This window comes from Pseudoalteromonas sp. MB47 (assembly GCF_011319765.1).
GTDB lineage: Bacteria > Pseudomonadota > Gammaproteobacteria > Enterobacterales > Alteromonadaceae > Pseudoalteromonas > Pseudoalteromonas simplex.
Window position 1 is genome coordinate 59,021 of the sequence record NZ_VFBD01000026.1, and the last position, 13,126, is coordinate 72,146.

General features: G+C 38.5%; 12 protein-coding genes. 11 read left to right on the top strand and 1 reads right to left on the bottom strand.

Annotated elements, in window-relative coordinates; all coding sequences use genetic code 11:
• Window positions 1-32: 32 nt before the first annotated feature.
• Window positions 33-731, bottom strand: a complete 699-nt coding sequence (locus IMPJCBKJ_RS14175) for a hypothetical protein (RefSeq protein ID WP_166340757.1) — start codon at window positions 729-731, stop codon at window positions 33-35.
• A gap of 559 nt (window positions 732-1,290) precedes the next feature.
• Between IMPJCBKJ_RS14175 and IMPJCBKJ_RS14180 the strand changes: the two genes are divergently transcribed.
• From IMPJCBKJ_RS14180 to IMPJCBKJ_RS14230, 11 genes are all read left to right on the top strand, one after another.
• Window positions 1,291-1,887, top strand: a complete 597-nt coding sequence (locus IMPJCBKJ_RS14180; protein ID WP_166340758.1) for a hypothetical protein — start codon at window positions 1,291-1,293, stop codon at window positions 1,885-1,887.
• Between the two features lie 206 nt (window positions 1,888-2,093).
• Window positions 2,094-2,576 (top strand): hypothetical protein, encoded by a 483-nt coding sequence (locus IMPJCBKJ_RS14185; protein WP_166340759.1) that lies wholly within the window; start codon window positions 2,094-2,096, stop codon window positions 2,574-2,576.
• Between the two features lie 542 nt (window positions 2,577-3,118).
• Window positions 3,119-3,625, top strand: coding sequence for a hypothetical protein (locus tag IMPJCBKJ_RS14190; protein ID WP_166340760.1), 507 nt, complete (start codon window positions 3,119-3,121; stop codon window positions 3,623-3,625).
• A 410-nt stretch (window positions 3,626-4,035) separates the two neighbouring features.
• A complete protein-coding gene (locus tag IMPJCBKJ_RS14195; protein WP_166340761.1) occupies window positions 4,036-4,956 on the top strand; it encodes a hypothetical protein in 921 nt (306 codons plus the stop codon).
• Window positions 4,957-5,261: 305 nt separating this feature from the next.
• Window positions 5,262-6,578, top strand: a complete 1,317-nt coding sequence (locus IMPJCBKJ_RS14200; RefSeq protein WP_166340762.1) for an RHS repeat-associated core domain-containing protein — start codon at window positions 5,262-5,264, stop codon at window positions 6,576-6,578.
• Window positions 6,579-6,654: 76 nt separating this feature from the next.
• Window positions 6,655-7,077 carry a hypothetical protein gene (locus IMPJCBKJ_RS14205; protein WP_166340763.1) on the top strand — a complete coding sequence of 141 codons (423 nt, stop codon included), beginning with the start codon at window positions 6,655-6,657 and terminating at the stop codon, window positions 7,075-7,077.
• Window positions 7,078-7,510: 433 nt separating this feature from the next.
• Window positions 7,511-7,840 carry a type II toxin-antitoxin system PrlF family antitoxin gene (locus tag IMPJCBKJ_RS14210; protein WP_062565737.1) on the top strand — a complete coding sequence of 110 codons (330 nt, stop codon included), beginning with the start codon at window positions 7,511-7,513 and terminating at the stop codon, window positions 7,838-7,840.
• Between the two features lie 2 nt (window positions 7,841-7,842).
• Window positions 7,843-8,316, top strand: coding sequence for a type II toxin-antitoxin system YhaV family toxin (locus tag IMPJCBKJ_RS14215; protein ID WP_277343945.1), 474 nt, complete (start codon window positions 7,843-7,845; stop codon window positions 8,314-8,316).
• A 310-nt stretch (window positions 8,317-8,626) separates the two neighbouring features.
• Window positions 8,627-8,821, top strand: a complete 195-nt coding sequence (locus IMPJCBKJ_RS14220) for a (2Fe-2S)-binding protein (RefSeq protein WP_054554573.1) — start codon at window positions 8,627-8,629, stop codon at window positions 8,819-8,821.
• Window positions 8,822-8,979: 158 nt separating this feature from the next.
• Window positions 8,980-10,512 carry a phospholipase D family protein gene (locus IMPJCBKJ_RS14225; protein ID WP_166340764.1) on the top strand — a complete coding sequence of 511 codons (1,533 nt, stop codon included), beginning with the start codon at window positions 8,980-8,982 and terminating at the stop codon, window positions 10,510-10,512.
• A gap of 253 nt (window positions 10,513-10,765) precedes the next feature.
• The gene (locus tag IMPJCBKJ_RS14230) at window positions 10,766-13,021 is read left to right on the top strand and encodes an acyl-CoA dehydrogenase (protein WP_138599424.1); all 2,256 of its coding nucleotides are present in this window, start codon (window positions 10,766-10,768) and stop codon (window positions 13,019-13,021) included.
• The last annotated feature ends 105 nt before the right edge of the window (window positions 13,022-13,126 follow it).

Below are 13,126 nucleotides of genomic sequence, written 5' to 3' on the forward strand. Positions count from 1 at the left end.
GTTACTTTGCCAATTGCATATTTATAAGTCCGCTAAATTACATACTTTATAAGTGAGTAGATGAGAGTACATATAAAGGTAAATAGGAAGAACCATTTTATGTGAACTGTTATTGGTGACCCGCGTTTGGCTGTTCTGATCATAGTGACTGGGTAATCATACTCAACAAGTGTCTTGAAAAGCTCAGGATGTTCTAAGCTCCAGTCATTTAAAGGAATTGAATCACCATAGCGAGTTTTAAAAATAACAGAAAATAGATAGGCACGCCTAGGTTGTGGATCGTTAATATCGTAGCCGCTTTTGGTGCGTGTAAAATTCCATACGGCCTCAACATTAAGTAAATCTTCTCTTTTAAGTGTTCGTGCTTTTCTGTCATCGAATAAAAGTGCAGGCAGGTAAACCTCTTCTTTGTTTATTTTAATTTCGCACAAGGGAGATTCATGGATGAAATAACGCTTATTGGCAATAAACATCTGAATTAAAAAATAACTAAGATAAGTAATGACCACAGCGGCAATTGCACCTGAACCGGATTGTGTTTTCCAAACAAGGTGGCAAGCAATAATGAAAATAACGGCAGTAATTAATTTTGCCTTGAATTTCTGTGCTTTCGGTAAAGGCACTGCGCATCTTATGATAGGTATTTCAGGTTGCACTTTCGTTTTTATGAAAGTCTGAAAAAAGATTGAGTTAAAGTTATCACGGGTTAATTCAAAAGTAGGCGCTTCCATGTGTCCTCGATTACTGATTTAGTGTTAGACGTAAAATAGCAAACGCAGTGCTTTACTATCAACTAAAAACACCAGATTGTGTTTAAGTTTGGTTGGAGCATAACTTGCTTTTTATTGGTATAGTAAGTTACTGATAAATATGAAAATGTGAACTGGTGAAATGATAGATTATTTTCTTATTATTTTGATGGTACTTTCGGCTGTTTTATTTTTGTTTGTAATGGTTTTGTTTATCTTAGCTCCAAAATACGCAAAAAAAGAGCTTTTCATAAACTACTACAGTGGAACAGGTGCAATTTATCATGGTTTTAAGCTGTTCAGAGTTGAATCCTATCGGGAAGACAAAGTGTGGGCTTGTAAAGCCATTAAATACTCATCTATAGCAATTGCAGTAATGTTTTTCATTATGTTTTTTTTAATAAAATTGAATGGAATTCAACAGAGCTAGGAGTCGGTTCTTGTTTTTCTTTCGTGGATTATGGTTAAGCACTATGCCAAAAAACGTAACAGTTTTTTTCTGAGCTAATCGAAGAGACTCAAGTTAAATGGTGGAGATACTATGAAGTATTTAATTTTTATCCTTTTATTCCAAAGTGGCATTTGCATGGCGTTACAGCCTATATCTGAATATTGTGAAGACTCTTATCTGTTAGGCCGAATCGGAGGTGATATTTTTGCAGCAAACAAATGCCTAGTATATGGTTACACTGCTGAGGATATGACTTTCTTTAAGAATAGAAACACAAGTATTGAATTCGATGATATTAAACCTTCAGTAGAAAAGTTTATCAATATTGTCAATTCTGAAGTAGATTCATTTTTAGATAAACAAAAAGCTTTTGATGAATACACTGGAGTGATAGATAGTTTCTCAGTGCCTCTATTTTCGAGCTATGATGAATTCGAAGATGCTAAAGCTTCATTAGTATTTTCGATTAGCTATACAACAAGTTGCAGCATATCACTTTTGGATTACAGAGGTGGCGATAAATTTTTGGTTGGGTATAAACTTAATCGAATGACTGATGAAGGTAAGTATACCTATAACTATCTTATTATAGTTCTCTCAGTAGAAGCAAAAATAAATAAAGCGGATAGTGATGGTTTAATAGATGCTTTTTGTCATAATGATTTAAGCTTTAAAAATAAAGAATAATGGTAAGTAGCTTTTATCTATCCAAAGAGGTCGAACTACATTTTCCTTCTAAATCATAATAACCACTTCAGTTTAGTCTTTAATTTAGGTAAAAAAGAGAGACCTGAACCCATTTTGTGTTCGTTCGATATTGGCTCGGGGAAAAGAAACTAGCATGGTTCATACGGCAACTTCGGCCCATAGATTAGCCATAGGAGATTTAGTTAATGTATGAACTTTATTTTCAGTCTGATTTTTCAGGCACCAGGCTTGGGTTTTATTTTTCACTTATTTGTTCTGTTCTACTAATATTGTGCTGCCCGAAAATAAAATACTGGTACGAAAATAAACTACAGTTTGAAAAGAAAGTTAACTTCTGGTTTGGCTTCTTATTTGTATTTGGCTTTTTTGTAATGCAGTCACTGTCATTTTATGGTCTAGCATTAAAATCTAATGACATAGATTCTGGAGATTATTCTACAGTTGAAGGAACTATTGAAGATATTCAACTTGTTGAAAGAAATAGTAGAGAAGAGGCTTTTACTGTTGATGGAGTACGCTTTAAGTACAATGATTACGGAACAGAAAACTCCTTTTTTGCGAATAGAAAGCATGATTCAGATACAATCCAAGAGGGGCGAGTTGTTAAAATTGCTTACCTTAGAGAAGAAAATGAAAACCTGATTTTTGAGTTGAGCGTAAGAAAGTAAATGTTAGCAAGGATGTGATCTTTTTAACTCAAGCAAACAACTGCTGGAGGCGTTCTATCAGATCTACAAGGGGGGCAAATTTGAACATAGTTTTATCACTGCTGCTATTAGAAAGGTGTTGGGAAAATTCAAACCAATGCAACGTATGGGCGTGTAATAATCCAAGCAATTGCAGGGGGACTGTGGATGTGACCACAACAAACCAAGCTCAATATAGTGAAGATTTGTATTAGTATGAGTTTGAGGTTTTTTAAAGATGGAACCTTAATCAACGATAATAAAACCAATCAGGTCAGGTCTTTCTTTTTGCCTTTTAGCTAGTCCAATGTTGTTTATAAGCAATGGTTTAATAGAAGTTCTCAACGTGTAGGGCATTTTACGATGGGCAAGCACAAACTCCAGAATGGATTTAAATCGATAAAATGTTACTCCTATTTAGCAAATATAAAACGATAGCAAGCCGAAAATTTGCGCTATTTGTCGAGCAAGGAAAATAATTGGGTGATTATTTTAGCCGCACAATTCAAGCATGAAGTATTATAGTGGCAAAAGAAAGACCAGATACATGGATTCTACATTCATGGATAGAAGCAATGTGCATGTATTTGATGCTCGTCAAAGTTCAAGTAATACAGGAGAATATCAAGATGAGAAAATTTATATTTTTATTATTAACACTAAGCTCTGCCATTCAAGTATCTGCTAGGAATGATGGTTATAAGCAAATAACTTGGAGTAATTTATTTGAAAGCCATGAAAAATTAGTAGGTGAAAAAGTAACTTTAACAGCTTTTTATAACTTCGCAGGTTTTTATAAAGATCTCGAGAGTGCAGATAGTTTTTCAATGGAGTATTTGGTATTCCCATTTTATGGTGATGTTACAAAAGATTTTATTAAGCATTGCAATGAGAGATTGCTTATAGTGGAGGGGATTATTTCTAGCCATGAAAAAAGTAGAGCCCCACGAATTAAGAAAGTAGTTAGATTAAGCCCACTTTCAGACCCTGAATATAACTGCTTGGATCAAATATCAGGTTTTGTGAATTAAAACCCATTAGGAACATTATTAACCAGCCTTTGAAAAGTTCACGAGTGGATTTATTCCGAATATTTTTAGTAAAAACAAACAGGGATAGGTCTTTATTTTTGCCTTTTAGCTAGTCCAAAGTTGTATATCAGCAATGGTTTAATAGAAGTCATCAACGTGCTGGGCATTTTACGATGGACAAGCACAAGCTCCAGAGTGGCTTGAAATCGACAAAGTGTTACTTCAATTTGACAAATCTAAAGTGATAGCAAGGCTAAAGTGCGCGGTATTTGTTGAGCAAAGAAAAGAGTTGGGTGATTATTTCAAGCTGCACAATTCAAGCATGAAGTATGGTAGTGGCAAAAAGCAAGACCTGACCCCTAGATGCTTGCTGACACAGCTACAACCTCAATGACCCCAGTTGGTAAATAATGGACAAAATATTAGAAAAATTTTTACGTAAGCGTAAGCAAGCAATTAAAAACCCAGAAAAGTATAGAAATGTCTACGATAGAAATATAACGAGAATTACTTTTTACTTAGAACATGGCAAAACAAAAGGTGAAGAATTTTTTAATGAGAGTTTACCTTTTGCTCCTTGGGAAAAGCTTAATGTTGAATTGTCAATTCCAGGTTATTTTTATGAAATGCAGGCACAAGCTAGTTTAGTGAAGGGTAGCGTACTCAATATCGAGCAGTTGGGATATTATTTGAGCTATGGGTATTATCAGCTAACTATTGCTCATATAAGACAAAAGCGCTGTGTTATTCGCTTCGGGGAAGATAATGAAAGAGTGATATCACCTGGAAGTGTATTTCAATTAGCTACAGCTGTTTTATCACATCAGTATGATTATGCGCAGCAATTTTATAAATTATTTCAAAATGGTTACATGAAAAATTGGATAAACCGTTCGAAAAGTCATATAGGTGACTTTATTATCCTGTTGTTTGATAAGGTAGAAGGTGGCAATACCCTAAAACCGATCGTAGATGATTTTGCTTACCAATCTATTATAGATAACTGGGATAGTACAGACTTAACAAAAGTTACCGCTTATCTAAATCAGTTATGTGACGATCAAGTCGCTCAGGTTGCATCACCACCGAGTAAGATGTTTTTTGAGTTCGATAATATGAACTGGCAATTTACGCCTTATGCTGCACTTATGCTGTTAACGTTAAGAGCACAACATGGCCTTGAGAACCCTGATTTTGAGCACCCTGGTTTTGGCAATGTTACTTCTTTAGTATTAACGCAGCCTGTAGCCCCTGAAAAAGATGACGTGCTTGAACAGCTTGTAGTCAAATTACATGAGCAGGGCTTTGATGAAAAGGCGTTACTAGCGTAGCATCTAAAAAGTGTCACTAAAATGGTCAGGTCTTTCTTTTTGCCTTTTAGCTAGTCCAATGTTGTTTATAAGCAATGGTTTAATAGAAGTTCTCAACGTGTTGGGCATTTTACGATGGGCAAGCACAAGCTCCAAAATGGATTTAAATCGATAAAATGTTACCCCTTATTTGGAAAATCTAAAGCAACATCAAGGCGTAAGTTAGCTGTAATTGTCGAGCAAAGAAAAGAGTTGGGTGATTATTTCAAGCTGCACAATTCAAGCATGAAGTATGGTAGTGGCAAAAGGCAATACCTGACCCATGTGTGGAAACATTATATCTCAAAGGGCTATATGAGCGTTCAACATTGCCTTCAGGAAATGTTGAACACAAATACTATGTTGGGAATACTGTAGTAATTGACAGTACGGATGCTAAGCAAAGTAAAACTTTATATACGCATAAGGACCATCTAGGCTTTACCGTGACGGTAACAGACGCGAATGGCAGTGTTATTCAGCACATAAACTATGATGCGTGGGGGAAACAAAATCGGTTCTATACTAGTAGCTCATTAGTTTCTTTGTTGAATCAACAAAGCCCCGTGGAAAGTAAAGGTTATACAGGTCACAAAGAAATATCGGATTTAGGTATTATCCATATGAACGGTCGGATCTACGATCCAACCTTGGGTAGGTTCTTGCAGGCTGATCCGCATATTCAGGCGCCGGGTAACAGTCAAAGCTATAACCGCTATAGTTACGTGTTGAATAACCCGATGAGTTATACAGATCCGAGTGGGTATTTCTTTAAATCTCTCAAAAAGTTTGTGAAAAAGTATTGGAAAACGATTGTTCAAATAGGCATTACAGTGATGACTGCTGGAGCTGGGTTAGCTTGGGCAATTGCAGGTGGTGCATTATCTGGTTATGTTGCAACTGGCTCTCTAAAGGGGGCATTAGTTGGTGCATTTAGCGGGGCGCTTTTCTACAGTGCAGGTGAGTTAATTGCCAATAACGGGATACAAAATATACTTGGAAAAGAACTTATTCGAGGGATGGCTGGGGGAATAAGCAGTGTCCTTTCTGGCGGTAAGTTTGGACATGGTTTTGCTGCCGCAGGCGTATCAAGTATGGCAGGAGGCAAGATTTATGCAGCCTTCAAGGATACGGGTGCAAGAGTTGTTGCTGCTGTTGTCGGTGGTACAGTTATTCAGGTTACAGGAGGTAAGTTTGCTAACGGTGCTTTAACTGCTGCATTCATGAAAGCGTATAATGACGCCAACCACCCTAAGTTTGAATCACCTGATGCTCCACTGGCTAAGTGGTTCAGAAGTATTGCTGATGGAGCGGCTCAACTTAGAAGTTCAATAGAAGGGGTAATGAGCGATATTGGTAACGGTATATCTAATACAATGAGTTCTTTAGCTGAAGACCCTGCTAGAACTGCTGTCAATACTGTCGCAATAGCAGGTGCGGGAACTTGTGCATTTACTGCTGGGGCCGGATGTGCCTTAGCCGCCACTGCTGCAACAGTAGGAGCTAGTGATATGCTGGAGCAAACAACTGGGTATGATCCAGTACAGCGAGGTACCGAAAAAGCTTTCATGGGGGCTGGCATGGATGCAGAAACTGCGAGGTAAGCTGCGGCTATTGACGTAAATGTTCCCGGAGCTTTAACTGGAGCTGGTGCTACAACAAATATGTTCAGAGCATTAAGTGTTAACCAAACTATTAGCGCCTCTAGCGCTGCAAACGCATACTTATCAGCTTATAGCGTTAATGCTGCACAACGGGGGGTTCAGGAAATTGATTCGATTAATTACTATAGCTTTATTTGTTTGTTTTATTATCTCTTGTGGAGAAGGTAGGAAGTACTATCTTGCTACAGGGAAAGTGACCGACATATCTTGTGAAGATATTTGGAGGTCAAGTAACGTATTAAATATACGAGTAGTAAGTAAGGAGTTTGAATCTCCAATAAACTTTACTTCAAAATTGTGGAATGTTGATTGCTCTCAAGTTTCGAAGTTAATAAGCAAAGAGCAAGAAATTGAGTTTCAATATGAAAAGGCTGGAAGAAAGGTACCAGTATTGGTTTATTTAAAAGTTGAAGATGTTGTAGTTGTGGATAATAAATAACAGATCAGCAAGGAAACAGTGTAATTAACTTCTAGTTAAGTTGCCCCTTCAACTTGGGAGCAACCTAAGCCAAGCAAACGAAAGCCAGTGGGAGCTGATTTTCTTTTATCTGCTAATTTAACCAATAGGCTCAGGTATTTCTTTTTGCCCTTTAGCATATTGAAGCCTAATTTTTAGTTATTAACTAACCAAGATTGATACGTGAAAGGATGGCTAGGCCACTACGATTAGAGTTTGCAGGTGCTTTGTATCATGTTACACCGTAAGGGAATGAGCGCACACTCAGCTAGCTGAGGTCTAGACAAGTCCCCCCTTACAGCATTAAGCAACTTGAGTATTTTCTAGCTCATTTTTAAAGGGTAATGCATTTGCATTGCCTGTTCGTTCGTACTAAAATCAAAGCTAATGAAGCAAATAAAAGGCAGAGGTTGTTATGGCACAAGTTGCTTTAGAAACTGAATCAACATTGACAGACCGTTTTCAAACTACGGTGCCTAGCCCTGTTCGTAAGGCGTTGCACTTAGGTAAAAAAGATAAAATTAAATACACGATTCAATCTGATGGCAGCGTTGTTATTTCGCGTGCAGCAGTGCAAGAAAGCGATCCTGTACTTGGCGAGTTTTTATCATTCATAGCGCGTGATATGCAGGCTCATCCTGAAAGAATAGAACCGTTATCAGCAAGTATGCGAGAAAACGTTGATGTGTTGATTGAAGGTGTTGAAATCGATTTAGATGCTCCGTTATTGGATGAGGACGAGTAAGTTTGCAAAAAACGATACCAATGGCCGTAAATGGTTGGACACTTTACACTCATCCATTGTTTAAAGAGCAATACATAAGCCTTAAAGTTCAAGTTGAGGCTCTTCGGAATAAAGATCCAAAGGGCTACCTTAAAAAAAATGCCACGAAACGATTAGCCGCTATTCAACGGTTAATCTTTGAACTAATACCGCACGATCCTACCAGCCCTGAGTTTCGTCAAGGAAGCACATTAGGTGATGATAACAAGCACTGGTTTCGAGCAAAGTTCTTCCAACAATACCGTTTGTTTTTTCGATATCATTTAGGGTCAAAAATCATCGTTTATGCATGGGTCAATGATGAAAATAATAAACGTGCATACGGTAGTAAAACCGATGCCTACAAAGTATTCGAAAAGATGTTAAATTCTGGTCATCCACCTGAGGGATGGGATGAACTTTTAAAAGCAGCTAAGGACGAGTTGCTCTTCCCATAATCAAGGCGCGTGTTTTTCCAGTTGTTGAAGTGTTGGGTTCTTTGTTTTTTCATCGCCTAATGCTCTGTATCTGAGCCATCCTCTCTTTTTCTTTCAACTGCAACACTAACCACCCCTCAAAAAAGTTAAAAATTTTTCTTTACTCGCCTTTAACTAACTGCCCAAATCATAAGGGAAAATTTTTAGCTGTGTGCCATTTATGAAATATTGGTATAAAAGTTATGCAAATATTGCCTATAACACTATTGCGAACTATTACCGTTTAGATTAATATGCTGACCATCAAGAGAAATGAGAGTGGTTTGCATTCATGTATATCTGTTTATGTCATGGTGTGACTGATAAAAAAATCGAACAAACAATTGATGATGGCGCTATGACGATGCGCGATTTATCAAAAGAGCTGCAAGTGGGTAGCCAGTGCGGCAAGTGTTGCGGTTGTTGTAAAAAAATTCTTAATCGCAAACTGATCGAAATTGCAGATATCACTGAGCAAGTAGCGTAATTACTTGCTCTTAAGCATGCGTGCTTAACAATTTTTCCTTTGTTTAATTGTTCTAATTAATCCCCATACTTACGAGTTTTTATTTGCTTTTAACCCCTTCATTTATTAGGGTTATAACAAAGCAGATACGTGTATCACACGGTCATTGGTAGGAAGCCATGATAATAGACTCTTCAAAATCACTTTTTTGTGCAGTACTCATTTTAATCACCGCGGGCTGCGCGCAATTACCTTCACGAGAGTCCATTCAACCAAGCTATGCCATTGCAGCAGATACACCCAGTACCATAGGAGATGCAGTGGGTAATAATCATCCTGGGTTATCAGGGTTTTATCCTTTAGCAGATGGGGTCGATGCCTTTGTAGCTAGGTTGGCGCTCATTGATTCTGCAGAGCACACCATTGATGTGCAGTACTATTTATACCACAGGCAGCAAACCACCATTTTATTTACGGCCTTTTTATTAAAAGCCGCAGATAGGGGGGTAAGAATTCGCTTGTTGCTCGATGACTTATCGCAAGCCGACAGTGAGCTTGATTTAGCCGCTCTGGCTGTTCACCCTAATATTGAAGTTCGATTATTTAATCCATTCCCTAACCGTCGTTTTAGGGCGCTCGGCTTTATTACCAACTTTAGACAGCTTTCTAGGCGCATGCATAATAAGAGCTTTATAGTCGATAATCGTATTTTTATTACTGGTGGGCGAAACATTGGTAATGCGTACTTTTCGGCTGAAGATCATTCTGAGTTTATTGATTTAGATGTTATGAGTGTTGGTGAAATTGTTCCAAATGCATCAAAAGCATTTGATTTATATTGGAATCATCAATTGTCTTACCCAGTTGAAGATTTACACGGTAAACGTGATGAACAATCACTCATAGATATCACTAAAACATTGTCGAGCTATGTTGAACAAAACCGACAGAGCAATTATGTTCAGCAACTGCATGAAAGCGAGTTTGTTAAACGCTTGCTTGATGACGAAATTACATTTGACTGGCAAACCTCAGAGCTGTTTTTTGACCATCCTGATAAGGTTTTAAATGATGTACGTGAAAAGTCGTCAAATATGTCGCCACGTTTACTTAAAAGACTTGGGCAACCACAGCAAAGAGTTATTATCATTTCGCCTTACTTTATTCCCAAAGAGCAAGGCGTTAAGTTGCTAACAAACTGGGTGCGGCAGGGCGTTAACGTTACTGTGCTAACAAATTCACTAGCCGCCACGGATGTCTCAGCTGTGCATGCAGGATATAAAAAGTACCGCAAAGATTTAATTTCTGGAGGGGTAAAACTTTGGGAATTAAAGCCAAGTGACTTGATGGCCGTTAAGCGCAAAGCAGGGCGTAAGGTTACTGGGTCATCACAAGCAAGCCTACACGCAAAAACCATGACCTTTGATGATGAAAAGATCTTTGTCGGTACCATGAACCTTGACCCTCGCTCACTTGATTTAAATACTGAAATGGGTGTATTGATCAACAGCTCTAAATTAAGTCGATCACTATCAAAGTGGGTTGATACTGATATGGCTGAGTATGCTTGGAAAGTTGATTTAAAGGATGATGATTTAGTTTGGCTCGACACAGTGAGTAATGAGCAATTTGATGAAGAGCCACAAACGTCTTCTTGGCGACGCTTTCAAGTGTGGTTTATTTCGTTATTCCCTATCGAGGATGAGCTATAAAGCATTCCTTCAGCATTTACACCTAAGCCCAACTTTTTAGTTGGGCTTTTTATTGTCAGCCTTTAGTTGTTAACCATTTTGGGATAAAAAATAGCGTTTGAGCTTACACGTGTAAACCCATTGTATTCAAGTGCTTAGCATGCAAAGAAAAAATAAATATAAAAAAATGTTAAAAAAACTGGTTGGACCAATTGATCTATTGCTTATTTTATGACGTAATGTAGGTATTACTATCTGGTCGGATGAGTTTATTATGAGCTTACGTACAAAATTAAAAAAAGTATTACCTAGTATTTCAATTACAGAACAAGAAGCGTTAGATGCGGGTGATGTTTGGTTAGAAGGTTCAATCTACCAAGGTAAACCTGATTTCGATGCACTTCGTGACGTGCCAGCAGCTAAGCTGAGCGCTGAAGAGCAAGCATTCTTAGATGGCCCAGTGAAAGAATTATTATCTATGATTGATGATTCTGAAATTCAAAACGGTGTTCATCTTCCTGACTACATTCTTGATTTCTTGAAAAAAGAGCGCTTTTTCTCGCTTATCATTCCTAAATCATTCGGCGGTTTAGAGTTCAGCCCTTATGCAAACTCAACAATCGTTGCGACTATCGCGACTAAGAGTTCTGCGGTTGCGGTAACCGTGATGGTTCCTAACTCTTTAGGCCCAGGTGAGCTATTACTTCACTTTGGTACTAAAGAGCAACAAGATCACTATTTACCACGTCTTGCAAATGGTCGCGACATTCCTTGTTTCGCACTAACTAGCCCAGAAGCGGGTTCAGATGCGGGTGGTATTCCAGATATCGGTGTTGTTAAACGTGGTCAGTTTAATGGCGAAGAAGTGCTAGGTTTAGAAATTACCTGGGACAAACGTTACATCACACTTGCGCCAATTGCGACAGTATTAGGTTTAGCATTTAAAGTAGTTGACCCTGATGGTTTACTCGGTGGCAAAGAAAACCTCGGTATTACCTGTGCGCTAATTCCTAAAGATCACCCTGGTGTTGAACTTGGTAATCGTCATGATCCTATGGGTATCCGTTTTTACAACGGTACGACTCGCGGTGAAAAAGTATTTGTACCAATGGACTTCATCATTGGTGGTCAAAAGAACATCGGCCGTGGCTGGCAGATGCTGGTTAGCTGTTTAGGTGCAGGCCGTGGTATCTCTTTACCGGCACTAGGTGTTAGTTCATCACAGGTAGCATTTAAAGGTGCTTCTGAGTACGCAGCAGTTCGCGAGCAGTTTGGTCTGGCGATTGGTCAATTCGAAGGTATTCAAGAGAAGCTTGCTGATATCGCAGGTAAAACTTATCTTCAAGAAGCAATGCGTGTATTAACAACAGAAGGTTTAGGCATGGGCTTAAAACCATCTGTAGTCACTGCTATTGCTAAATACCACATGACAGAAATCGGTCGTAACGTGCTTGATTCAGCAATGGATATTCAAGCAGGTAAAGCAATTCAAAATGGCCCGCAAAATACATTAGCAAGTGGATATGTTGCACAACCAATCGCAATCACGGTTGAAGGTGCAAACATTCTTACTCGTAACCTAATGATTTTTGGCCAAGGTGTAATGCGTTGTCACCCTTACCTTCAATCTATGGTTGAGTCTATCCATAGCGAAGACAAAAATGCAGATAAAGAATTCAACAGCATCTTACGTAAAACAGTAGGTTACAGCGTAGCTAACAGCTTACGTGCTTTCCGTTTAGGTGTATTACCGTTTACTGCCGGTGCTAAATCGTCACTACCCGAAGTACGTGAATACGAAAAAGCAGCGCATAAATTATCTGCAAAACTTGCAGTTTACGCTGACTTCTCGTTATTGGTACTGGGCGGCAAACTTAAGCAAGCAGAAATGCTATCTGCACGTTTAGGCGACGTAATGAGCTTCTTGTATGCGGCGATGGCATCAATTAAATATTACGAGCAAAAAGTAGCAAGCAGTGAACGTGAGCAAGCTGCGCCTTACTTCCACTATGCGACTCGCTTTGCACTACAAAGCGCTGAAGAAGCATTGCATAAGTTCTTAGATAACTTCCCTGCAAGTGGTACTCGTAAGTTTATGCGTTTCATTACGATGAACTACTCATTGAAAATGCCTAAGATCAGCGATGATTTAATCCGTGAACTTGCCACTCAAGCGCAAATGGATACGGCATTTAAAGCGCAAATCACTCACTTGGTTAATCCAATTGAAGGTGATGGTCATTACATCAATGAGCAAGCGTACAAAGCGAAAATGGCGTGCCTTGATTTACTTGCAAAAGTTAAAAAAGCACTGCGTGCTAAAACTATTAAGCCGGGTGTTCGTTTTGCAGAAACGCTTGATAATGCACTTGTTGCAAGTGTTATCAACGAAGAAGAGTATGCAAAACTGATTGATTACAACAAGAAACGTGAAAAAGCGATTCGTGTTGATGAGTTTGACTTTGACATGAACTTACTGGATGACAATGCAAAGCCAGTAAACCCACTTAAAAGTGTGGTAAACGAGTAATTCAACAATGCAAGTCCTGAGCAGTATTAGGACTTTATCTTCGAAAACCCGTGCTTAGCACGGGTTTTTTATTGCTTATAGGTCGTTGTACCAATAGCCAATATC